We start from the raw sequence: 20,769 nt of genomic DNA, 5'->3' as shown, positions 1-20,769 counted from the left end.
CAGGTGGACGTGGTGTCCACCGGCCCCGCCGTCGTGCACCCGGATCCGGTCAGCGCCGGCCGGAGCGCCGGTCGCCCGAGCCGTCGCCGCCACCGGTCAGGCCGGCCCGGCGCAGCGCGTCCGCCATGGCACTGTTGGCCGGCGCCGCGCCGGCGGAGCCGCCACGGTCACGACCGCCCTGGCCACCGCGCCGGTCCTGGCCGCCCTGGCCGCCCTGACTGCCCTGACCGCCGCCGCGCCGCTCCTGACGCGGCGGACGGGCCTGCCGGTCGCCCCGGTCCCCGCGGTCGCCGCCCCGGTCGCCCCGGTCCCCGCGCTCGCGCCCGACCTCGTCGTCCAGCCGCAGGGTGAGCCCGATCCGCTTGCGCGGCACGTCCACCGAGACCACCCGGACCTTCACGATGTCGCCGGGCTTGACGACCTCGCGCGGGTCCTTCACGAAGGTCCTGGACAGCGCCGAGACGTGCACCAGCCCGTCCTGGTGGACGCCCACGTCCACGAAGGCCCCGAAGGCGGCGACGTTGGTGACCACGCCCTCCAGCACCATGCCGGCCTCCAGGTCGCCGATCTTGTCGACGCCCTCCTTGAAGGTCGCGGTGCGGAAGGCCGGGCGCGGATCGCGGCCGGGCTTGTCGAGCTCGCCGAGGATGTCGGTGACGGTCGGGACGCCGAAGGTGTCGTCGGCGAAGTCCGCCGGGCGCAGCGCGCGCAGCCGCTCGCCGTTGCCGATCAGCTCCCGCAGCTCCCCGCCGGTCGCGGCGAGGATCCGGCGCACCACCGGGTACGCCTCGGGGTGCACGCTGGAGGCGTCCAGCGGGTCCTCGCCGCCGGGGATGCGCAGGAAGCCCGCGCACTGCTCGAAGGCCTTGGGGCCGAGCCGGGAGACGTCCTTCAGCTGCCTCCGGGTGCGGAACGGGCCGTTGGCGTCGCGGTGGGCGACGATGTTGTCGGCCAGCGTGCCGGTGATGCCGGAGACCCGGGTGAGCAGCGGCGCCGAGGCCGTGTTGACGTCCACCCCGACGGCGTTGACGCAGTCCTCGACCACGGCGTCCAGTGAGCGGGAGAGCTTCACCTCGCTCAGGTCGTGCTGGTACTGGCCGACGCCGATCGACTTGGGGTCGATCTTGACCAGCTCGGCCAGCGGGTCCTGCAGGCGGCGGGCGATCGAGACCGCGCCGCGGATCGACACGTCCAGCTCCGGCAGTTCCTGCGAGGCGAACGCGGAGGCCGAGTAGACCGAGGCGCCGGCCTCGCTGACCATCGCCTTGGTGAGCTTCAGCTCCGGGTGGCGCTTGATCAGGTCCTCGGCGAGCTTGTCGGTCTCCCGGGAGGCCGTGCCGTTGCCGATCGCCACCAGGTCGACGTCGTGCTTCTTCGCCAGCGCGGCGAGGGTGTTCAGGGCCGCGTCCCACTTGTTGGCGGGCTGGTGCGGGTAGATCGTGTCGTGGGCGACGACCTTGCCGGTGGCGTCCACCACGGCGACCTTCACGCCGGTGCGGAAGCCCGGGTCCAGGCCCATGGTGGCGCGGGTGCCGGCCGGGGCGGCGAGCAGCAGGTCGCGCAGGTTGGCGGCGAAGACGCGCACCGCCTCCTCCTCCGCCTCGACGCGCAGCCGGGCCCGCTGGTCGATGCCGAGGCGCACCAGGATCCGGGTGCGCCAGGCCCAGCGGACGGTGTCGCCGAGCCACTTGTCGGCGGGGCGGCCGCGGTCGGCGATGCCGAAGCGGGCGGAGATCCGCTGCTCGTAGTCGTTGGCGCCGGGCAGGTCGCCCTCGGACTCGCCGTCGTAGGGCGAGAGTTCGAGGTCGAGCACCTCCTCCTTCTCGCCGCGCAGCATCGCCAGGATGCGGTGCGAGGGGAGCTTGGTGAAGGGCTCGGCGAAGTCGAAGTAGTCGGCGAACTTGGCGCCGTCCTGCTCCTTGCCGTCGCGGACCGTGGCGACCACGCGGCCGCGGGCCCACATCCGCTCGCGCAGCGAGCCGACCAGGTCGGCGTCCTCGCCGAAGCGCTCGACCAGGATCGCCCGGGCGCCCTCCAGGGCCGCCGGGGCGTCCGCCACCGACTCGTTGAGGTAGCCGGCCGCGAGGGCCGCCGGGTCCTGGGCGGGGTCGGCGAGCAGGGTGTCGGCCAGCGGTTCCAGCCCTGCCTCGCGGGCGATCTGCGCCTTGGTGCGCCGCTTCGGCTTGAACGGGAGGTAGATGTCCTCCAGCCGGGCCTTGGAGTCCGCGGCGAGCACCCGGGCGCGCAGCGCGTCGTCCAGCTTGCCCTGGGACTCGATCGATTCCAGGACGGCCGCCCGGCGCTCCTCCAGCTCGCGCAGGTAGCGCAGCCGCTCCTCCAGGCCGCGCAGCTGGGTGTCGTCGAGGGATCCGGTGGCCTCCTTGCGGTAGCGGGCCACGAAGGGCACGGTCGCGCCGCCGTCGAGCAGGTCGACGGCCGCCTTCACCTGCCCCTCGCGGACGCCCAGTTCCTCGGCGATCTTGCGCTCGATCGCGTGCTGGGCCTGCCGGGCCACCTGTTCGACTGGCGTGGTCACGAAGCCGGTCACCTTCTCCTTCAGTGCTTTCGCCGTACGCCCTGCATTCTGGCAGGTACCGGCGACGACGCCCGGCCGCACCCGTGCCGGCCGGGCGTGGCGCGCCCGGCCGGCGGCCCCAAGGAGGCTCAAGCGATGCCCAGTTGCGGCTCCCTAGGCTGGCGGGCATGGACACTCTGGACGCTGCCGCCGAGTTGGAGCGGCTCGCCGCCGCCAAGTACCTGCTGTTCACCACCTACCGGAGGAACGGCGCTCCGGTGGCCACCCCGGTCTGGGTCGCGCGGGACGGCGACGCGCTGGTCTTCACCACCGTGACGAAGACCGGCAAGGTCAAGCGCCTGCGCAACCGCCGGGACGTGCTGGTCGGCCCCAGTGACATCCGCGGCAACCTGCTCGGCCCGCAGGTCCCGGCCACGGCCGTGCTCGACCCGGTCCGGGCGCCCGCCTACCGCAAGCTGCTGCGGCGCAAGTACGGGCTGCTGTGCGCGATCGCGCTGACCGCGAACGTGCTGCGGTTCGGCAAGGACGGCACGATCGGGGTGCGGGTGCGGGTCACCCCAGCGTGAGCGATCCGCTGGGCCGGCCGTCGGCGGCCAGGCCGATCACCGTGGTCCGGCCGCCGGAGGTCAGTCTGACCCGGTCCGGCCCGTCCCAGGCGGCGTCGACCAGGTCGCCGTACGCGAAGTCCGCGTAGGCGATCTGCCAGCGGCGGGTGGTCAGTCCGGTGCCCTGGTCGACGTAGATCCGCTGGGCGGCGCTGAGCATCCCGGGCTCCTCCTGCCGGACGATCCGCCGGTCCGGCCGTTCCGGCGCGCCCTCCGTCCCGGTGACCTGCGGGGCGTCCAGGAACACCCACAGCGGCACCGTCCCCGCGGCCGTCAGCAGCACGCCGATGCCCAGGACCACCCGGATCCAGGCCCGCCAGGTGACGCAGTACAGCACCACCAGCAGCAGCGGCAGGGCGGCGGTGAACAGCAGCAGCGGCCGGTCGAGCCAGTCGCGCAGCACCAGCAGGCCGCCCGGGCGCCGGCTGAACCGTCCGACCGCGCCCAGCAGGGCGAGCAGCGTCAGCCCGGCCAGGGCCGCGCGCAGGGCCCGTCGTTCCCCCGCCGTCTGCTGCCCGATCACCATGTCGTCAGCCTAGGGGTCCACGCAGTTGGGGAATACGCCTGAACGGAAACGATCGGGGCGGTACGCTGCCGGGCATGTGCGCTGCCACCCGGATGCACCCCGACGAGCCGGTGGTCGACGCGGCCCTGGTACGGCGGTTGATCGCCGCCCAGTTCCCGCAGTGGGAGCGCCTTCCCATCACGCCGGTCGGCTCCGCCGGGGCGGACAACGCGATGTTCCGCCTCGGGCCCGAACTCGCCGTCCGGCTGCCCCGGGTGGAGTGGGCGGCCGGGAACGTCCGTCGGGAGCACCGCTGGCTGCCCGCGCTGGCACCGCGGCTGCCGCTGCCGGTGCCCGCCCCGCTCGCGGTCGGCCGGCCCGCCGCCGGCTACCCGTGGGAGTGGTCGGTGCTGCACTGGATCGACGGCGTCAACCCGGCGGTCGGCGTGCTCGCCGCACCCGACGCCCTGGCCCGCGACCTGGCCGGCTTCGTCAACGCCCTGCGCGCCGTCGACCCGGCCGACGCCCCGGCCGGTCACCGCAGCGCCCCGCTCGCCTCCCGGGACGGCTCGACCCGGGCAGCCATCGCCCAGCTCGCCGGCTCGATCGACACCGCGGCCGCAACCGCCCTGTGGGACAAGGCGCTCCGGGTGCCCGACTACGCCGGACCGCCGGTCTGGATGCACGGCGACCTCACCCCCGGCAACCTGCTGCTGTCCCGGACCGGCCGGCTCGCCGCCGTCATCGACTTCGCCCTGATGGGCGTCGGCGACCCGACCGCCGACCTGATCGCCGCCTGGAACCTGCTGCCCGCCACCGCCCGCCCCACCTTCCGTGCCGCCCTGCGCGCCGACGACGCCATGTGGGCCCGCGGCCGGGCCTGGGCCTTCTCCATCGCCCTGGTGACGATCCCCTACTACCGCCACACCGACCCGGCGCTGACCGCCAACGCCCGCCACGTCGTGCGCCAGGTGCTCGCCGACCGCAGCGTCTAGACGCCCGCCGGGCCCCTCCCGGAACACCTCGGCTTCGCCGACGTGGTCCGGGTGCACTATCTGCTGCCCGAGCGTGCGGACTTCGAGCCCTGCCGGCCGGCCCTGCGCCGCTGCTTCGGCGACGCCCGACCGGCCGCCACGATGCAGGTGTGCGGGCTCGCCGACCCCCGGATGAGGATCGAGGTCGAGGTCACCGCCCGCCTGGCCGCGGCCTGACCCGTACGGATGATCCACCGTCACGATGTCGGTACCGGTTGCTATGGTGCTCCCGCCACTACGCTCAGGGGGAACGGACTTGGCCCGGAACGTGATCGACGTCAGCGTGAGCCGGCGGGTGCTGTGGATCGGTGGCGACGCGTACCCGTTGCAGCACATCGCCCGGGCGCGACAGTTGGTCTGGTGGCCGCCCAAGCGCTCGTGGACGATCATCCGGTTCGTCCGGCAGCTGTTCGGGCTGGTGTTCGCCACCGCCATCCTCGGCACCCTCGTCCGGAACTCGGTCGAGACGTCGCAGGCGGCGGTCCTCCCGGGGCTGTTGCTGCTCGCCGGCCTGGCCTTCATCACCTACCGTCTGGTCACCAGGCTGCGCCGGCGGGCGCTGTACAAGCTGGTCATCGAGACCTCCAACTCCTCGACCACTGCGGTGGTGAGCCATGACCCGCGGCAGATCGGCGACCTGATCCAGATGATCATGGAGGCGATCGACAACCCCCAGGCCGAGTTCGCCCTCCAGGTGGAGAACGTCCACATCGGCGACAAGATCAACCAGTACGGCGACCACAACATCGGGAAGCAGGTGGGCTGATGACCGGCAACATCCACTTCGGCGACTCCGTCACCCAGCACGGCGACCACAACATCGGCATCGTCAAGAACCAGGCCCCGGCCGACCCCCAGGCCGCGATGCGCGAACTCGTCGCCGCCGTGCACGCCCTGCGCGGACAGGTGCCGGCCGAGGACCGCGAGGTGCTGGACGAGTCGCTGGAGGCCCTCGGTGACGGCACCGCCACACCGCCGACCGTCCTGCGGCGCGCACTGCGGAACATCTCCGGCGTCGCCTCCCTGGTGACGGCGGGCGCCCCGGTGGTCGAGTCGATCCGCCGGATCCTGGAGTCGCTCGGCTCCTGAGGACCGGATGCCCGCGGGAACGACGGATGCGGGAACGGCGGACGCCGGGCAGCGGGCAGCGGGAACCGGGCAGCGGGCAGCGGCGGCAAGACCGGGTAAGAAACCTTCCCGAGTCAAGCGTCCTGTTAGCCTGACCCCATGAGCGGACTGCGCGAGCGCAAGAAGGAGCAGACCCGGCGGGCCATCTCGGAGGCCGCCATCGCCCTCTTCCTGGAGCACGGCTTCGACCGGGTGTCGGTGGCGGAGGTCGCGGCGGCCGCCGAGGTCTCCAAGCCGACACTGTTCTCCTACTTCCCCAGCAAGGAGGATCTGGTCGTCCACCGCTTCGCCGACCACCAGGAACAGGCGGCGGAGGTCGTCCGCACCCGGCTCCCCGGCGAGCCCGTGATCGAAGCCCTGCTCCGCGACTTCCTGACCGGCCTCACCCGGCGCGACCCCGTCACCGGCCTCAACGACCACCCCGCCGTGCTCGCCTTCACCGCCCTGGTCCACGGCACCCCCAGCCTGGCCGCCCGGGTCGGCGAGTACGTGGCCCGTGCCGAACGGTCCCTGGCCGACGCCCTGCGCGAGACCCCCGACCTCCCCGAGCCCCGCGAGCTCTCCGCCGCACTGCTCGCCGCCCAGGTCACCGCCACCCAGCGGGTCCTCGCCCTGCACAACTGGCGCCGCATCCAGGACGGCGGCCGCACCGCCGACGACCTGCACGCCGAGGCGGCCGGCGACGCCACCCGCGCCTTCGACCACCTCGCCCACGGCTACGGTCCGCCCACCGCTGGCTAGAGTGCCGCACATGACAACGCGTCACCACGCCTTCGATGCCCTGCACAACTTCCGCGACCTGGGCGGCTATCCGGCCACCGGGGGACGGTCCGTCCGGTGGGGCCTGCTCTACCGCTCCGACTCGCTCGGCAAGCTCGCCTCGCCCGCCGACCTCGACCGGCTCCGGGCACTCGGCGTCCGCACCGTGATCGACCTCCGCTACCCCTGGGAGATCGCCGCCAAGGGCCGGATGCCCGACGTGGCCGGGGTGGAGTACCACAACCTCTCCATCGAGCACCGCCCGTACGACCAGGCCGAGATCGACCCCGAGCTCGACCCCTGGCGCTACCTCGCCGACCGCTTCGCCGAGGTCGCCGAGGACGGGGTGAAGGAGATCCGCCAGGTCCTCGACGTGATCACCGACGCCGACGCCCCGGTGGTCTTCCACTGCGCCTCCGGCAAGGACCGCACCGGGCTCGTCGCCGCCCTGCTGCTCACCCTGCTCGGCGTCGCCGAGGACGACATCGCCGCCGACTTCGCCCTCACCGAACTCGCCACCGCGCACTTCGTCGCCGAGTGGCACGCCGCCCACCCCGGCCGCACCCTGCGCTGGCCCGGCTACGGCCGCGCACCGGAGGCCGTCATCCGCCTCACCCTCGCCGACCTGGCCGCCCGCCACGGCTCCGTCGAGGGCTACCTCACCGGCACCCTCGGCATCGACCGCGACCGGATCGACGCCCTGCGCACCCGGCTGCTGACCGACTGAACCGCACCGCGCGCGGGAGACCGGCCGCCCCGGCCCAGCGGCCTCCCGGCCCCTGATCCCTGCCCTCGTGGCCTCGTGGCCTAGCGGCGGCGCCCCCGGGCCGGACGGCCGTCACCCTTGCCGGCCGCGGCGCCCGGCCGTGCACCCGACCGGGGCTTCGCCGCCCGGCCCGCCGCCGGCGCCGCCGTGGCGGGCCAGTGGGCGGGCCGGGTGAGGCCGGCCGGGAGGCGGGTGGCGGCGTCGCCGCGGGCGGCGTGCAGCTGGGCCTGGGTGAGGTAGAGGGCCGTGCTGAGGTCGGCGCCGGCCAGGTCGGTGTCGCGCAGGTCGGCGCCGATCAGGTCGGCCAGGCGCAGGTCGGCGCCGGAGAGGTCGGCGGCCACCAGGAGCGCCCCGCGCAGGTTGGCCCCCTGCAGGTCGGCGCCGCGCAGCCGGGCGCCGAAGAGGTCCCCGCCGCGGTGCTCGCGGCGGCGCGGGACGGCGGCGCGGACGAGTTCGCTCGCGCGCAGCAGGAGGTCGCTGACGCGCCGGCGGTGGGCCGGGACGTCGACGGCGAGGATCTCCTCGGGGGTGCCGCCGGCCAGCCGGTCGGTCTCCTCCAGGGCCTGCCGCAGGTCGGCGTGGACGGAGCGGGCGGGTTCGAAGGTGAGCGCCTCGGTGAGGTAGCGGAGGAGTTCGTGCAGCTGCCGCACGACCGGGAAGACCTCGAACATCGGCCCGGCGCTGTCAGGCTCCTCGCGCCAGCTGCGGCCGCCGAAGGTCACCTGGGAGACCCGCTGCCCGGCGCCGAAGCAGTCGTAGACGGTGCAGCCCTGGAAGCCGCTGTCGCGCAGCCGGGCGTGGATGCCGCAGGTGAAGTCGGTCCGCAGGTTGCGGCAGGGGCTGCCGGCGGCCTTGTTCACGGCGAAGTCGGTGCCGGCCGAGAACGGCAGGGCGACGCAGCAGAGCCCGAAGCAACTGCCGCAGTCGGACCGGAGCGGGGTCGGTTCGGCCGCCGTGGGGTCCTGCGGCGGCTCGGTCTCGCGCACGTTCCGGGTCCTTCCAGCCGGGCGCCGGTGCGACGCCGTGGTCCGGGAAATCCTACTGGGCAGACCCCCCGCAGCGCCGGTAAGGTATCCATGACAGGAGAGACCATTACACGGGGGTACGCGCCATGCAGGAACCGGGCATCAGGGAGCTGGTCCGGATGTGGATCTCGGGCTGGGCCGTCTCGCGCGGCTCCGCCGAGCCGGTGGACCAGCCCTGGGGCTGGACCATCGACGTCGGCGCGCCGGTCGGCGAGGTGGGCCGGCACGTGCTGCCCGAGCCGACCGAGACCGAGGTCCGCAAGATCGCCGCGGACACCACCGCGCCGACCACCTGGCTGAAGCTCTTCGCCGAGGACGCCACCGTCCGCCCCTGGCTGGGGCCGCAGTGGCGGCTGGACGCGCCGGGCTTCCTGATGAGCGTCCCGCTCGCCCCCGAGCGGCCCGAGCCCCCGGCCGGTTTCACCGTGACCACCTGGGAGCGCGGCGGCGTCCTCCGGGTCCTGGTGCGCACCGGTGCCGGGCACCTCGCGGCACGCGGCCAGGCGGGCCTGGCCGGCCCGGTGGCCGTCCCGGACCAGATCACCACCGCGCCGGAGTTCCGCCGCCGGGGCCTGGGCGTCCTGGTGATGAGTACGCTGCAGTCCGCCGCGTACGAGCGGGGCGCGCGCACCGGCGTGCTGGTCGGCACGCCGGAAGGGCAGGCGCTCTACACCGCGCTCGGCTGGACCACCCACGCCCCGATGGCGAGCCTCGTCCTGGAGCCGACGGACAGTCACTGACCGCCCGGGGACGAGCGCGGCCGAGCCCCCGGTCCGGCCTGGGGCTACGAGTACGGCAGCAGCTCGGCCCGCTTCGGCGGGCGGCCGTCGCCGGAGGAGCGGCCGGTCAGGCGGCGGCCGATCCAGGGGCCGAGGTGGGTGCGCAGCCAGCGGGCGTCGGCGCGCATCCGTTCGGCGCGACCGGGCGGGGCGGCGGCGGGCAGCGGGGCGCGCCAGTCGAAGGAGGCGGGGCGGCCGAGGGCTTCCAGGACGCCTTCGGCGACCCGCCGGTGGCCCTCCGGGGAGAGGTGCAGCCGGTCCTCGGCCCACAGCCGGCGGTCGTCGAAGCAGGGTGCGGAGAAGAGGTCGACGACGGCGAAGCCGTCCTGGGCGCCCAGCTCCTGCACGAAGGCCTTCATCCTCAGGATGGTGGGCAGCAGCCGGGCGCCGCCCGCCATCCTGCGGGTGGGGTCGGTGCTGGTGAACAGGACGACGGTGGCGCCGGTGGCCCGCAGTTCGCGGGCGCAGTCCCCGAGCAGCCGCTCGACCCGGTCGATGTCGCAGCCGGGGCGCAGCACGTCGTTGAGGCCGCCGGCGAGGGTGACCAGGTCGGCGCCCATGGTGGCGGCGGGGGCGAGCTGCTCGTCGTGGATCTGGCCGATGAGCTTGCCGCGGACAGCGAGGTTGGCGTACCGGAAGCCGCCGTCCGCGCGTTCCGCCGCCAGCGCCGAGGCGACCCGGTCGGCCCAGCCGCGGTAGTGGCCGTCGGGCAGCAGGTCGTCGCACATGCCTTCGGTGAAGGAGTCGCCGAGGGCGACGTAGTCGGCGTAGCTGCGGTGGGTGGTGGGCACGGGCTGGCCTCCGCTCTCCTGGGACGGCGTCGCGGTCCGACGATCGTACGTGTGCGCCTGCGCGGCCCTGCGGCGAGGCCCCTGACCTCGGCGCTCATCGCACACCGACCGTTCGTTTATCGGCCCGCGCCATCCTGGGGTCACGGGGCGGCGGCCGGCGACGGGGGCCTTGCCGCCGCCCCGTTCGCCGCTCCGGCCGCTCCGGCCGCTCCGCCTGTGCCGCCCGCGCCCCCGGGCCACCCGAGTCGCCCGGGTCGCCGGCACCGCCGAGTGCGTGCACCGTCCGTGGCGCACCGTCCGTGGCGCGTCAGCCCTCGACGGGCGCCGACGCGTCCTCCGTCTTCCGGGGCGTGAACCAGTGCTCGCGCACGGCGTCGGTGGGCCGCTGCTCGCCGAGGGCGGCCAGGCCCCACTCACCCAGCGCCTCGATGACCGGGCGCAGTTCGCGGCCGCGCCCGGTCAGCTCGTAGACCGTCGCGTTGGCCGGGCGTTCCAGCCGCCGCCTGGTGACCAGTCCTTCGCCCTCCAGCTGCTTGAGCCGGCCGGCCAGGATGTCGGTGGAGACCCCGGGCAGGTCGGCGTGCAGGTCGGTGTAGCGGCGCGGACCGTCGAGGAGTTCACGGGCGATCAGGAGGCTCCAGCGCTCCCCCACCGCGTCCAGGGCGCGGGCGACGGCGCAGTACTGGTCGTAGCTTCGGCGTGACATGTCGATCAGCATAGCCAAAAGGTTGGACTTTCCAAGTGCCAACTTGGTAGAACAAAGTGGAAGCAGCGGAGCGGTGGTGACGGTCGGGAGGCCACAGATGGAGTTTCGGCAGTCCAGCAAGCTGAATGACGTGTGCTACGAGATCCGCGGGCCGGTGGTCGACCAGGCCAACGCCCTGGAGGAGGCCGGGCACACGGTGCTGCGGCTGAACACCGGCAACCCCGCCCCGTTCGGCTTCGAGGCGCCCGAGGAGATCGTCCAGGACATCATCCGCAACCTGCCGAAGGCGCACGGCTACAGCGACTCGCGCGGCATCCTGCCGGCCCGCCGCGCCGTGGTGCAGTACTACCAGCAGCGCGGGGTCCAGGGCGTCGGCGTCAATGACGTCTACCTCGGCAACGGCGCCTCCGAGCTGATCCAGATGGCCGTCACCGCGCTGGTGGACGACGGCGACGAGGTGCTCGTGCCGATGCCCGACTACCCGCTCTGGACGGCCGTGGTCCGGCTGGCCGGCGGAAAGGCCGTGCACTACCTGTGCGACGAAGGGGCCGAGTGGTACCCGGACCTGGACGACATCGCCGCCAAGATCACCGCCCGCACCAAGGCGATCGTCGTCATCAACCCCAACAACCCCACCGGCGCGGTCTACCCGAAGGAACTGCTGGAGGGCATCCTCGACCTGGCCCGCCGCCACCAGCTGATGGTCCTCGCCGACGAGATCTACGACAAGATCCTCTACGACGGCACCGAGCACCACTGCCTGGCCGCGCTCGCCGACGACGTGCTCACCCTCACCTTCAACGGCCTCTCCAAGTCCTACCGGGTGGCCGGCTTCCGCAGCGGCTGGCTGGTCGTCTCCGGTCCCAAGCAGCACGCCACCGACTACCTGGAGGGCCTCACCATGCTCTCCGGCATGCGGCTGTGCCCCAACGTGCCCGCCCAGTTCGCCGTCCAGGCCGCGCTCGGCGGCCACCAGTCCATCAACGACCTGGTGCTGCCCGGCGGCCGGCTCACCGAGCAGCGCGACATCGCGGTCCGGGCGCTCAACGAGATCCCCGGCGTCAGCTGCGTCAAGCCCAAGGGCGCCCTGTACGCCTTCGCCAAGCTGGACCCGGCGGTGCACCGGATCGTCGACGACGAGCAGTTCGTGCTGGACCTGCTGCTGCGCGAGAAGATCCACGTCGTCCAGGGCACCGGCTTCAACTGGCCCCGCCCGGACCACTTCCGCTTCGTCACCCTGCCCCGGGCCGACGACCTGGAGACGGCCATCAACCGGATCGGCCGCTTCCTGGCGACGTACCGCCAGGGCTGAACACCTACGCTCGGCCTCATGACCGTCCTGCGCTCCGTCGCCCTGTTCGCCCTCGCCGCGCTCGCCGAGATCGGCGGCTGCTGGCTGGTCTGGCAGAGCGTGCGCGAGCAACGGCCCTGGTGGCTCGCCGGGTTGGGTGTGGTGGCGCTCGGCGCCTACGGCTTCGTCGCGGCGCTGCAGCCGGACAGCCAGTTCGGCCGGGTGCTGGCCGCGTACGGCGGGGTGTTCGTGGCCGGCTCGCTGGCCTGGGGCGTGGTGGCGGACGGCTTCCGGCCGACCCGCTACGACATCGCGGGCGCGCTGATCTGCCTGGCCGGGGTCGCCGTCATCATGTACGGCCCCCGGCGCTGAACGCGCCGGTGCCCCGGTGTCGGAGGAACCGACGCCGGGGCACCGTCACGACCGCCGGGACTACCAGCCCCAGCCGCCGCCCTCGCCGTCGTCGTCGCGGTTCGAGTCCCAGCCCTCGCCGACCTTGCGCAGGATCGAGTAGTTGTCGATCTGCGTGCCGTCCTCGGCCAGCGCGGTGACCTTCATGACCGACTTCTGGCCCAGGTGGGCCGGGGTGACGTCGACCTTGATGAAGGAGTAGCCGGTGTAGCGCACCCGCGACCACTGGATGGTCTCGGGGGTCTTCACCCGGCCCTTGCTCCAGTAGTAGGTGGTGACCTCGTCCTGGTGGTTCTCGTGCCCCTCGTAGGTGTCCGGCACGTCGAACTTGTACAGGCTGCGGCCGGCCGCGCCCGCGGTCACGTAGACCACGCCGTCCTTCTCGGGCTCGATGGTGGCGCCGCTCGGCACCTGCTTCGAGACCTTGTTGCCCAGGATGGCGTCGGTGCGCTCGTAGATGTGGTTGTGGCCGTTGATGACCAGGTCCACGCGGTACTTCTCGAACAGCGGCACCCAGGCCTCGCGGACGCCGCCCTCGGAGGCGTGCGCGACGGTGGTGGAGAAGGCGCAGTGGTGGAAGAAGACCACGACGAAGTCGATCGTCTCGTCGTTCCGCAGGTCCTTGAGGGTGCGCTCCAGCCACTTGGTCTGCTTGCCCGCCGAGAGGCCCAGGTTGGCCGGGATCTCGTAGGAGACGTCGTTGGCGTCCAGGGAGATGACGCCGACGTTCTTGTAGCGGAAGGTGTAGACGCCGGGGACGTTGCGCGGGTCCGGACCGTTGTTCGGCAGGAAGAAGCGGGTGTTCTCCCCGCCGTAGCCGTTGGGCGAGTACCAGGCCTCGACGTCGTGGTTGCCGTAGGCGACCATCCACGGGATCTCGGCGGCGACCGTCTCGGTCTGGACCAGGAAGTCGTCCCAGGTCTTCGCGTTGAAGACGGACTTGTCCGGGTCGGTGCCGGAGCCGGCCGGGTCGGCGTAGCAGATGTCGCCGGCGTGCAGGTGGAAGGCCGGCTTCTGCGCCTTGATGACGTGGTCGTTGCCCGCCGCGTGCGCGCTGACGCCCTGGTCGCCGAAGGCGGTGAAGGTGAACGGCTCGTACACCTTGCCCCAGCGGTGGTCGCGGGAGGGCGCGGTGCGGAAGGTGTGCAGGGTTGAGATCTGCTGCTGCGAGGCGGGGTCGAAGCCCTCGTGGCCGACACCGTAGTAGTAGGTGGTGTCGGGGTGCAGGTCCTCCAGCGCCACGTGCAGGTAGTACTGGTCCACCGGCTGGCCGGTGGGGGTCAGCGCCGGGGTGTGCAGCGCGCGGACCTCGGCCTGGACCTTGTGGCTGAGCTCCCACGGGGTCTTGCCGAAGCGCAGGAACGGCTTCTTGACCGGCGCCGGGACCTGCCAGGAGACGCGGAACTGGGTGTCCGGCTCGGGGCCGAACTGGAGGTGGCGGCCGACCGGCGCGACCAGCGCGCCGTCGATGCCGTCCGTCGTGCCGCCCGTCAGCAGCTGCGGGCCGGCCGGCGCCGCGAAGGCGGTGCCGCTGCCCAGGGCGCCGCCGACGGCGACGGCGCCGACGGTCACGGCGCCGGCGCGCAGCATCCGGCGGCGGGAGTAGCGGGCCCGCAGGTACTCGTGCTGCTCGGCCGTGCTCATGCGGTCGGCGAGCTTGGCCGGCACGCCCATCTTGGGGATATCCATGCGCGGGACTCTGTCAGCGGCTCGTGGATCGCACACGGACGCGCGGTGAACGGGCCGCAGCGTATCCCCCATTCGAACGCCAATGTTCGACCATGGCTTGGCAAAGGACGCGTCCGCGGCCACCCGACCCCGGATCATGACCCCGATCCGTCACGTCACCTGAGGGAGCGTCGACGGAGCCCCTTCCGGCGGGCGCGGGGCTCCGGAGGGTCAGGAGGAGGGGTAGGAGGGTCAGGAGGGATCGTCCCACCGCGTGGGGGCCCGGTTGCCGGTGCCGTCGCAGGTGCGGCAGATCTCGTCCCGGTAGGCGTGCTTGGTGCCGCCCGCGTCCACCCGGTAGCGCACGTACACGCCGGTGCCGTCGCACAGGAAGCAGTTGCCGCCCCCGCCGCCCACCTCGGTGGTACCGGTGCCCTGGCAGGTCCGGCAGTTGAGGCCGGCGGTCCGGCCGGTGCCCGCGCAGATGCGGCAGACCGTCGTCATCGTCTTCCTCCCTCGCGCGGAACGGCTCGACGCCACCGGTCATGGTAGTGGCGCGGGCTCCCCTGCCACCCCGGGACGGGTATCTGACGATGCATCAGGCGACCCGGGCGCGACCGCTACTCCGGCAGGCCCTCGCGGACCCGGCGGGACACCGAGATCAGCTGGAGGTCGAGCAGGCCGGGCGGATCGGCGAGGCCGGGGCCGCCCGCGCGCACCCAGGCGGCTATGTCGTCGATCATCTCGTCCATCAGCACGAAGCCGAGCCACACCGGCCGTCCGCCCGCGGCCCGCCCCTCGCTGGAGGGGCCGACCACCACCACGTTGGACTGGGAGCACACGTCCAGGCACTTCACGGCACGGACCCGGCCCGCCGGGCCCACCGCCGTCCGCAGCCGCTCGTACTGCCCCGCGTGGTCCACCCCGGGGTGCTTCGCCTCGGTGCCGCAGCAGCAGCCGCGGCAGACGGTGACGGTCACCGGGGAACCGGCGCCCCGCTTCCGGTCGTGGTCCCGGGCGCCGTCGCGGTCGCGGTCTCGGCGGCTCATCGGTCCTGGTACCCCTCGTCGTCGGCGGCGCGCTCTGCACCCGCACTGTACCCGCCGGTCAGGGGGCGCCCGCCAGGCCCTTGGGATGCGCACGGTTCACGAGCACGGCGGAAGGGGCGGGCGGATACCGAGAGGGAGGGGCCGGGCCCCGTGGGCGTCGGTGGCCACGGGGGGCGCGGGCCTCCTGTGCATCGCCGTCGGGTCCGCCGCGATCGGCTCCCGGCCCGACACCGGGGACGGACAGCAGGGCACCGGCACCCCCGCAACGGGCCGCTACCCCACGGCCCGTGCCACGGCCCGGCCCGCGGTGCGGCCCGAGAACAGGCACCCGCCGAGGAACGTCCCCTCCAACGAGCGGTAGCCGTGCACGCCCCCGCCGCCGAAGCCCGCGGCCTCGCCCGCCGCGTAGAGCCCGGGCAGCACCTCCCCGTCGGGCCGCAGCACCCGCGAGGACAGGTCCGTCTCCAGGCCGCCCAGCGACTTGCGGGTGAGGATGTTGAGCCGGACGGCGATCAGCGGGGCGGCGTCCGGGTCGAGGATCCGGTGCGGGGCGGCGGTGCGGACGAGCTTGTCGCCGAGGTAGCGGCGGGCGCCGTGGATGGCGGTGACCTGGAGGTCCTTGGCGAAGGGGTTGGCCAGCTGCCGGTCGCGGTCCTCGACGGTGCGGCGCAGCGCGTCCGGGTCGATCAGCGGCTCGCGGGTCTTGGCGTTCATGCCCCGGGCGAGGTCGGCGAGGTTGCCCGCGATGACGAAGTCCCGTCCGTGCCGGAGGTGGCCGCGGACCGGCCCGGTGGCGCCGGGCAGGGCACGGCGGAGGACGCCGCGCACGGACTTCCCGGTCAGGTCGGGGTTCTGCTCGGAGCCGGAGAGGGTGAACTCCTTCTCGATGATGCGCTGGTTCAGCACGAACCAGGTGTACCCGTACCCGGTGGACATGATGTGTTCGAGCGTCCCGAGGGTGTCGAAGCCGGGGAACAACGGGACGGGCAGCCGTCGGCCGCGCGCGTCCAGCCAGAGCGAGGACGGGCCGGGCAGGATCCGGATACCGTGCCGGGCCCAGATCGGGTCCCGGTTCTCGATGCCCTCGGTGTAGTGCCACATCCGGTCGCCGTTGATCAGGCTGGCCCCGGCCGCGCCGGCGATCCCCAGCATCAGGCCGTCCACGTGTGCGGGCACGCCGGAGAGCAGTGTGGCGGGCGGGGTGCCGAGCCGGGCGGGCCAGGCCCCGCGGACCAGGTCGTGGTTGCCGCCGATGCCGCCCGAGGTGACCACCACGGCTTGGGCGCGCAGGTCGAAGTGCCCGGCGACCGTGCGGGAGCTGGCCTCGCCCCGGGCGGCCGGGCTCGGCTCCAGCACTTCGCCGGTGACGGTGTCGACGGCGCCCGCGGTGGCGGCCAGTCCGGTGACGCGGTGCCGGAAGCGCAGGTCGACCAGGCCGCGCGCGGCGGCGTCGCGGACCCGGCGGAGGAAGGGTTCGAGCAGCCCGGGGCCGGTGCCCCAGGTGATGTGGAAGCGCGGCACCGAGTTGCCGGGCCCGTCGGCGAGGAGGCCGCCGCGCTCGGCCCAGCCGACCACCGGGAAGAACCGCACGCCCATCCCGTGCAGCCAGGACCGCTTCTCGCCCGCCGCGAAGTCCACGTAGGCCTCGGCCCAGCGGCGGGGCCAGGCGTCCTCGGGGCGGTCGAAGCCGGCCGTGCCGAGCCAGTCCTGCCAGGCGAGGGCGTGCGAGTCGCGGATCCGCATCCGGCGCTGCTCGGGCGAGTCGACCAGGAAGAGGCCGCCGAAGGACCAGTGCGCCTGTCCGCCGAGCGAGGCCGCCGGTTCCTGGTCGAGCAGGATCACCTTCCGTCCGGCGTCGGCGAGTTCGGCGGTGGCGGCGAGGCCGGCGAGTCCCGCTCCGATGACGATGACGTCGGCGTCCAGGGCCATGCGCAGTCCTCCGTCGCGGCTCGCGGTGGCGACGGGCCGGGGGCGCGCCGTCGCGGTGCGCCCGATACTGCGGCCTGCGGTGACGTCCGGTCAACCGCCGGTCGGCCCGTGGGTGACAAGTGCGTGCGTGAATTCCGCTCCATGGCGTTTCGGAAATACCTCCGATACACGGTGGAGCGAAATTCGAAATGCGAGCGGAGCCCATCTGACGGAATTTCGGCAATTTCCGCGCAAACCATGGACGGCCGCGAAACCTGGCAGTAACTTACCTGCGAGTAGCTGTGGCCCGGCTCGGCATGACCCCCCACCCGTCGTTTCTCTCCCCCAGGAGGAACCGTGCTCCGCCCTGCCCGGAAATCCCGGCACCTCCGGAATTCCACCGCGCTCGCCGCAGTCGCCCTCGGCGCTGCCCTGGCGCTCACCTCCACCACCGCCCAGGCCGCCACGCCCGCCCCGAAGCACTACGTGGCGCTCGGCGACTCCTACGCCGCGGGCGCCGGCGTGCCCGGCCAGTCCGCCGGACTCTGCCTGCGCTCCGACCGCAACTACGGCCACCTGGTGGCCGGCGCCCTCAAGGCCGGCACCTACACCGACGTGACCTGCTCCGCCGCCAAGATCAAGGCGATGACGCAGCCCCAGTACGACGCGTTCATCCGGGTCAACGACCCGCAGTTCGACGCCCTGACCGCCGACACCGACCTGGTCACCCTCGGGATCGGCGGCAACGACCTCGCGGCCAGCGACCTCGGCCTCGGCGAACTGGTCGCCACCTGCATCGCCGGCGCGGTCGTCAACCCGCTCGGCACGCCCTGCAAGGACGTCTACCACCACGGCTACTGGGACTGGAGCACGTGGTCCTGGCGGTACGGGAACGACGACCTGGCCGAGCGGATCGGCTCCACCATCACCCCGCAGATCGCCACCACCCTCCGGCAGATCCACGCCAAGGCCCCCAACGCCAAGGTGCTGCTGGTCGGCTACCCGTCCGTGCTGCCCGCCGACGGCTCGACGTGCGTGCTGCGCCAGCCGGTGACGCCGGGCGACGTCGAGTACATGTACGGCGTGCTCACCAAGCTGAACGCCGCCCTGCGGTCCACCGCGGCGGCGAACGGCGCGACGTACGTGGACACCGCGACGCCGACGGTCGGGCACGACGTCTGCTCGGACGACCGCTGGATCGAGGGCGCGCTGCCCGGCTCGCCCGCCGTGCCGTTCCACCCGAACGCGACCGGCGAGAAGGCGATGGCGGACGCGGTGCTCGCCGCCCTGCGCTAGCCGGGCCCGGCGGCCCCGCGCCGCACGGTCCCGCCCGGCCCCGGAAAGCCCCGAGGGGTCGGTGACCAGACCCCGGTCACCGACCCCTCGGTCCGTCCCCGGACGCTACTCGGACTTCGCGGAGGCGGCGGAGGCGGAGGCGGCGGCCAGCCCGGCCGACCACTTCTCCTCGACGTTGCCGAATTTCCAGTAGGCGATCGCCGCCGCCCAGGTGAGCACGAACAGCCCGACGATCGCGTAACCGACGAAGTTGAGGTCCAGTCCGCCGACCCAGGCGATCGGCCCGCTGGTGATGTCCAGCTTCTCGCCGAGCAGGCCGATCAGCTCGATCGAGCCGATGACCAGCGCGACCAGCACCGACAGGCCGGTGACGGTCAGGTTGTAGTAGATCTTGCGGACCGGCTTGGAGAACGCCCACTCGTAGGCGAAGTTCATGAACGAGCCGTCGATGGTGTCCAGCAGGCTCATCCCGGCCGCGAACAGGATCGGCAGCGTGAGCAGCGCGTACCAGGGCAGCGAGAAGGCCGCCGCGCCGCCCGCGAGCACCAGCAGGGACACCTCGGTGGCGGTGTCGAAGCCCAGGCCGAACAGCAGGCCCACCGGGTACATGTGCCAGGGCTTGGTGACGGCCCTGGTCACCCGGCCGAGGATGCGGTTCATCAGGCCGCGCCGCTCCAGCTGGCGCTCCAGCTCGTCCTCGTCGTACTCGCCCTCGCGCATCCTGCGGAAGACCTTGAGGATGCCGTTGAAGGCGCCCAGGTTGATCAGGCCGAGCAGCAGCAGGAAGGTGCCGGACACGGTGACGCCGATCAGGCCGGTCATCTCGTGCAGCGTCGAGTCGTCGGACTCCACCTGGCCGGCCAGCGAGCGGATGCCGAAGGCCAGCAGCGCGCAGAGGCCGAAGACGATCGAGGAGTGCCCGAGCGAGAACCAGAAGCCGACCGACAGCGGCCGCTTGCCCTGGCCCATCAGCTTGCGGGTGGTGTTGTCGATGGCGGCGATGTGGTCGGCGTCGAAGGCGTGTCGCATGCCGAGGGTGTAGGCGGTGAGGCCCATGCCCGCGCCGAACACCTGCCCGCCGACGGTGTAGTGCTCGGGCGCGACCAGCGCGAGCAGGGTGAACCAGCCGATGACGTGCAGCGCGAGGATGAACCCGCCCATTCCGGCCAGGCGGATCCACTCCTCACGGGTGAGCCGGTCGCGCCAGCGAGGGGCGGTCATCGTGGTGTCCTTTCGGTGGAGCGGGGAGAGCTGGGCCATCTTTCCGCCTGGGCGCGCGCAGTTGCAAGTCATACGCAATTACAGCTTGGTCTCCACCCACCCCGAGATCACCACGCTCCGTACAGGACTTCGTCACCTTCCGGGACTACCTCCGGCCGCTCTACGCGCGGATACTCCAGTTCCACGCGCGAAAACTCGGGCGCCGAACACCTCAACTCCCCACGGAGGAACGGCACATGACGATCCGTATCCGAACTGTCGCGGCCCTCTCCGGCGCGGCCCTGCTCGCAGCCGGCCTCACCACCCTCGCCCCGGCCGCCACCGCCACCACCGCGACCGGCGCCACCCCGCACCGGGTGCTGTTCGACAACAGCAAGGCCGAGACCGCCGGCAACGCCGACTGGATCATCAGCACCAGCCAGCCCGACCCGCTCGCCCAGAACGCCAACCCCACCACCGAGAAGAGCTGGACCGGCGCACTGTCCGCCTGGGGCGTCGCCCTGCAGAAGACCGGCCAGTACAGCCTCAAGACCCTCCCGTCCGGCTCGACCATCACCTACGGCACCGGCGGCGCGCTCGACCTCGCCAACTTCGACACCTTCGTCGTCCCGGAGCCCAACATCCGGTTCAGCGCGGCCGAGAAGACCGCGATCATGAAGTTCGTCCAGAACGGCGGCGGGCTCTTCCTGGTCTCCGACCACAACAACAGCGACCGCAACAACGACGGCTGGGACTCGCCGAAGATCATCAACGACCTGCTGACCAGCAACGGGGTGAACAACAACGACCCGTTCGGCTTCTCGGTCGACCTGCTCAACATCACCACCGACAACCCGCGCGCCGTCAACGACGCCGCCGACCCCGTCCTGCACGGCCCCTTCGGCACCGTCACCGGCTCGATCCTGCGCAACGGCACCACCTTCACCCTCAAGCCCGCCGACAACCCGTCGGTCAAGGGCCTGGTCTACCGGACCGGCTACAGCGGCAACACCGGCGCCTTCTTCGTCACCAGCACCTTCGGCTCGGGCCGGGTCGCGATCTGGGGCGACAGCTCACCGATCGACGACGGCACCGGCCAGTCCGGCAACACCCTGTACAACGGCTGGGACGACCCGGCCGGCACCGACGCCGCCCTCGCCCTCAACGCCACCGCCTGGCTGAGCAAGGCGTAACCGCCGCAGCGCACTCATCAGGAAAACGGGCGGCACCTCCCCTAGGGTCGGAATGCCGACGCCCGCGGCGCGCACGTACGGAGCGAGCCCCCGTACCGCGTGCGCTGCGGGCCCGCCGG

At 72.9% G+C, this 20,769-nt stretch carries 20 protein-coding genes and 2 pseudogenes; 12 read left to right on the top strand and 10 right to left on the bottom strand.

Annotated elements, in window-relative coordinates:
- Window positions 1-49 precede the first annotated feature (49 nt).
- Window positions 50-2,536, bottom strand: coding sequence for a Tex family protein (locus tag ACFV0O_RS34005; protein WP_380347599.1), 2,487 nt, complete (start codon window positions 2,534-2,536; stop codon window positions 50-52).
- A gap of 167 nt (window positions 2,537-2,703) precedes the next feature.
- On the opposite strand from ACFV0O_RS34005, the gene ACFV0O_RS34000 reads away from it, so the two are divergent.
- Window positions 2,704-3,102: a PPOX class F420-dependent oxidoreductase gene (locus ACFV0O_RS34000; protein WP_380347598.1), complete on the top strand. Its 399-nt coding sequence runs from the start codon at window positions 2,704-2,706 to the stop codon at window positions 3,100-3,102.
- Here ACFV0O_RS34000 and ACFV0O_RS33995 read toward each other — a convergent pair.
- Window positions 3,089-3,667: a hypothetical protein gene (locus ACFV0O_RS33995; RefSeq protein WP_380347597.1), complete on the bottom strand. Its 579-nt coding sequence runs from the start codon at window positions 3,665-3,667 to the stop codon at window positions 3,089-3,091. The two genes, ACFV0O_RS34000 and ACFV0O_RS33995, sit on opposite strands and share 14 nt — an antisense overlap.
- A gap of 74 nt (window positions 3,668-3,741) precedes the next feature.
- On the opposite strand from ACFV0O_RS33995, the gene ACFV0O_RS33990 reads away from it, so the two are divergent.
- The 6 genes and pseudogenes from ACFV0O_RS33990 to ACFV0O_RS33965 all read left to right on the top strand — a co-directional run bounded on the left by ACFV0O_RS33990 (window position 3,742) and on the right by ACFV0O_RS33965 (window position 7,294).
- Window positions 3,742-4,641, top strand: a complete 900-nt coding sequence (locus ACFV0O_RS33990; protein WP_380347596.1) for an aminoglycoside phosphotransferase family protein — start codon at window positions 3,742-3,744, stop codon at window positions 4,639-4,641.
- A gap of 33 nt (window positions 4,642-4,674) precedes the next feature.
- Window positions 4,675-4,857, top strand: a pseudogene (locus tag ACFV0O_RS33985) (RidA family protein); the annotation flags it as partial.
- A gap of 79 nt (window positions 4,858-4,936) precedes the next feature.
- Window positions 4,937-5,446, top strand: coding sequence for a DUF6232 family protein (locus tag ACFV0O_RS33980; RefSeq protein ID WP_380347595.1), 510 nt, complete (start codon window positions 4,937-4,939; stop codon window positions 5,444-5,446).
- The gene (locus ACFV0O_RS33975; protein ID WP_380347594.1) at window positions 5,446-5,769 is read left to right on the top strand and encodes a hypothetical protein; all 324 of its coding nucleotides are present in this window, start codon (window positions 5,446-5,448) and stop codon (window positions 5,767-5,769) included. The genes ACFV0O_RS33980 and ACFV0O_RS33975 overlap by 1 nt, the downstream gene beginning before the upstream one ends.
- Window positions 5,770-5,907: 138 nt before the next feature.
- Window positions 5,908-6,549, top strand: coding sequence for a TetR/AcrR family transcriptional regulator (locus ACFV0O_RS33970; protein WP_380347593.1), 642 nt, complete (start codon window positions 5,908-5,910; stop codon window positions 6,547-6,549).
- A gap of 10 nt (window positions 6,550-6,559) precedes the next feature.
- Window positions 6,560-7,294: a tyrosine-protein phosphatase gene (locus ACFV0O_RS33965; RefSeq protein WP_380347592.1), complete on the top strand. Its 735-nt coding sequence runs from the start codon at window positions 6,560-6,562 to the stop codon at window positions 7,292-7,294.
- Window positions 7,295-7,374: 80 nt separating this feature from the next.
- On the opposite strand, the gene ACFV0O_RS33960 is transcribed toward ACFV0O_RS33965, so the two are convergent.
- A complete protein-coding gene (locus ACFV0O_RS33960; RefSeq protein WP_380347591.1) occupies window positions 7,375-8,319 on the bottom strand; it encodes a pentapeptide repeat-containing protein in 945 nt (314 codons plus the stop codon).
- 125 nt (window positions 8,320-8,444) lie between these two features.
- Between ACFV0O_RS33960 and ACFV0O_RS33955 the strand changes: the two genes are divergently transcribed.
- A complete protein-coding gene (locus ACFV0O_RS33955) occupies window positions 8,445-9,098 on the top strand; it encodes a GNAT family N-acetyltransferase (protein WP_380347590.1) in 654 nt (217 codons plus the stop codon).
- A 44-nt stretch (window positions 9,099-9,142) separates the two neighbouring features.
- Here ACFV0O_RS33955 and ACFV0O_RS33950 read toward each other — a convergent pair whose 3' ends face one another.
- Window positions 9,143-9,928 (bottom strand): SGNH/GDSL hydrolase family protein, encoded by a 786-nt coding sequence (locus tag ACFV0O_RS33950; protein WP_380347589.1) that lies wholly within the window; start codon window positions 9,926-9,928, stop codon window positions 9,143-9,145.
- A gap of 352 nt (window positions 9,929-10,280) precedes the next feature.
- Window positions 10,281-10,634: pseudogene (locus ACFV0O_RS33945) on the bottom strand (winged helix-turn-helix transcriptional regulator); the annotation flags it as partial.
- Window positions 10,635-10,731: 97 nt separating this feature from the next.
- On the opposite strand from ACFV0O_RS33945, the gene ACFV0O_RS33940 reads away from it, so the two are divergent.
- Both ACFV0O_RS33940 and ACFV0O_RS33935 read left to right on the top strand, forming a co-directional pair.
- Window positions 10,732-11,946, top strand: coding sequence for a pyridoxal phosphate-dependent aminotransferase (locus ACFV0O_RS33940; protein ID WP_360259910.1), 1,215 nt, complete (start codon window positions 10,732-10,734; stop codon window positions 11,944-11,946).
- A gap of 18 nt (window positions 11,947-11,964) precedes the next feature.
- Window positions 11,965-12,297, top strand: coding sequence for a YnfA family protein (locus ACFV0O_RS33935; RefSeq protein ID WP_380347588.1), 333 nt, complete (start codon window positions 11,965-11,967; stop codon window positions 12,295-12,297).
- 60 nt (window positions 12,298-12,357) lie between these two features.
- On the opposite strand, the gene ACFV0O_RS33930 is transcribed toward ACFV0O_RS33935, so the two are convergent.
- The 4 genes from ACFV0O_RS33930 to ACFV0O_RS33915 all read right to left on the bottom strand — a co-directional run bounded on the left by ACFV0O_RS33930 (window position 12,358) and on the right by ACFV0O_RS33915 (window position 16,982).
- Entirely contained in the window at window positions 12,358-14,025 is a 1,668-nt protein-coding gene (locus ACFV0O_RS33930) for a fibronectin type III domain-containing protein (RefSeq protein ID WP_380347587.1), read from the bottom strand.
- A gap of 231 nt (window positions 14,026-14,256) precedes the next feature.
- Complete coding sequence (locus ACFV0O_RS33925; protein ID WP_360259916.1) at window positions 14,257-14,508, bottom strand: hypothetical protein; 252 nt, start codon at window positions 14,506-14,508, stop codon at window positions 14,257-14,259.
- Window positions 14,509-14,624: 116 nt separating this feature from the next.
- Window positions 14,625-15,053: a (2Fe-2S) ferredoxin domain-containing protein gene (locus ACFV0O_RS33920; protein WP_360259918.1), complete on the bottom strand. Its 429-nt coding sequence runs from the start codon at window positions 15,051-15,053 to the stop codon at window positions 14,625-14,627.
- A 273-nt stretch (window positions 15,054-15,326) separates the two neighbouring features.
- Complete coding sequence (locus tag ACFV0O_RS33915) at window positions 15,327-16,982, bottom strand: FAD-binding dehydrogenase (RefSeq protein WP_380347586.1); 1,656 nt, start codon at window positions 16,980-16,982, stop codon at window positions 15,327-15,329.
- 336 nt (window positions 16,983-17,318) lie between these two features.
- On the opposite strand from ACFV0O_RS33915, the gene ACFV0O_RS33910 reads away from it, so the two are divergent.
- Complete coding sequence (locus ACFV0O_RS33910) at window positions 17,319-18,257, top strand: SGNH/GDSL hydrolase family protein (protein ID WP_380347585.1); 939 nt, start codon at window positions 17,319-17,321, stop codon at window positions 18,255-18,257.
- A gap of 105 nt (window positions 18,258-18,362) precedes the next feature.
- Here the strand turns inward: ACFV0O_RS33910 and ACFV0O_RS33905 are convergent, their stop codons facing one another.
- Window positions 18,363-19,478 (bottom strand): HoxN/HupN/NixA family nickel/cobalt transporter, encoded by a 1,116-nt coding sequence (locus ACFV0O_RS33905; protein WP_360259927.1) that lies wholly within the window; start codon window positions 19,476-19,478, stop codon window positions 18,363-18,365.
- Window positions 19,479-19,714: 236 nt separating this feature from the next.
- On the opposite strand from ACFV0O_RS33905, the gene ACFV0O_RS33900 reads away from it, so the two are divergent.
- The gene (locus ACFV0O_RS33900) at window positions 19,715-20,650 is read left to right on the top strand and encodes a hydrolase (protein ID WP_380347584.1); all 936 of its coding nucleotides are present in this window, start codon (window positions 19,715-19,717) and stop codon (window positions 20,648-20,650) included.
- The last annotated feature ends 119 nt before the right edge of the window (window positions 20,651-20,769 follow it).

The sequence above is a fragment of the Kitasatospora sp. NPDC059577 genome (assembly GCF_042735475.1).
Lineage (GTDB): Bacteria > Actinomycetota > Actinomycetes > Streptomycetales > Streptomycetaceae > Kitasatospora.
This window is presented reverse-complemented; position numbering and strand designations above follow the sequence as displayed.

Coding starts and splice junctions, on each gene's coding strand:
- ACFV0O_RS33995 (WP_380347597.1), bottom strand. CDS start 3,667: ATGGTGATCGGGCAGCAGACGGCGGGGGAACGACGGGCCCTGCGCGCG.
- ACFV0O_RS33975 (WP_380347594.1), top strand. CDS start 5,446: ATGACCGGCAACATCCACTTCGGCGACTCCGTCACCCAGCACGGCGAC.
- ACFV0O_RS33900 (WP_380347584.1), top strand. CDS start 19,715: ATGACGATCCGTATCCGAACTGTCGCGGCCCTCTCCGGCGCGGCCCTG.
- ACFV0O_RS33965 (WP_380347592.1), top strand. CDS start 6,560: ATGACAACGCGTCACCACGCCTTCGATGCCCTGCACAACTTCCGCGAC.
- ACFV0O_RS33990 (WP_380347596.1), top strand. CDS start 3,742: ATGTGCGCTGCCACCCGGATGCACCCCGACGAGCCGGTGGTCGACGCG.
- ACFV0O_RS33905 (WP_360259927.1), bottom strand. CDS start 19,478: ATGACCGCCCCTCGCTGGCGCGACCGGCTCACCCGTGAGGAGTGGATC.
- ACFV0O_RS33940 (WP_360259910.1), top strand. CDS start 10,732: ATGGAGTTTCGGCAGTCCAGCAAGCTGAATGACGTGTGCTACGAGATC.
- ACFV0O_RS33915 (WP_380347586.1), bottom strand. CDS start 16,982: ATGGCCCTGGACGCCGACGTCATCGTCATCGGAGCGGGACTCGCCGGC.
- ACFV0O_RS34000 (WP_380347598.1), top strand. CDS start 2,704: ATGGACACTCTGGACGCTGCCGCCGAGTTGGAGCGGCTCGCCGCCGCC.
- ACFV0O_RS33930 (WP_380347587.1), bottom strand. CDS start 14,025: ATGGATATCCCCAAGATGGGCGTGCCGGCCAAGCTCGCCGACCGCATG.
- ACFV0O_RS33925 (WP_360259916.1), bottom strand. CDS start 14,508: ATGACGACGGTCTGCCGCATCTGCGCGGGCACCGGCCGGACCGCCGGC.
- ACFV0O_RS33920 (WP_360259918.1), bottom strand. CDS start 15,053: ATGAGCCGCCGAGACCGCGACCGCGACGGCGCCCGGGACCACGACCGG.
- ACFV0O_RS33935 (WP_380347588.1), top strand. CDS start 11,965: ATGACCGTCCTGCGCTCCGTCGCCCTGTTCGCCCTCGCCGCGCTCGCC.
- ACFV0O_RS33970 (WP_380347593.1), top strand. CDS start 5,908: ATGAGCGGACTGCGCGAGCGCAAGAAGGAGCAGACCCGGCGGGCCATC.
- ACFV0O_RS33955 (WP_380347590.1), top strand. CDS start 8,445: ATGCAGGAACCGGGCATCAGGGAGCTGGTCCGGATGTGGATCTCGGGC.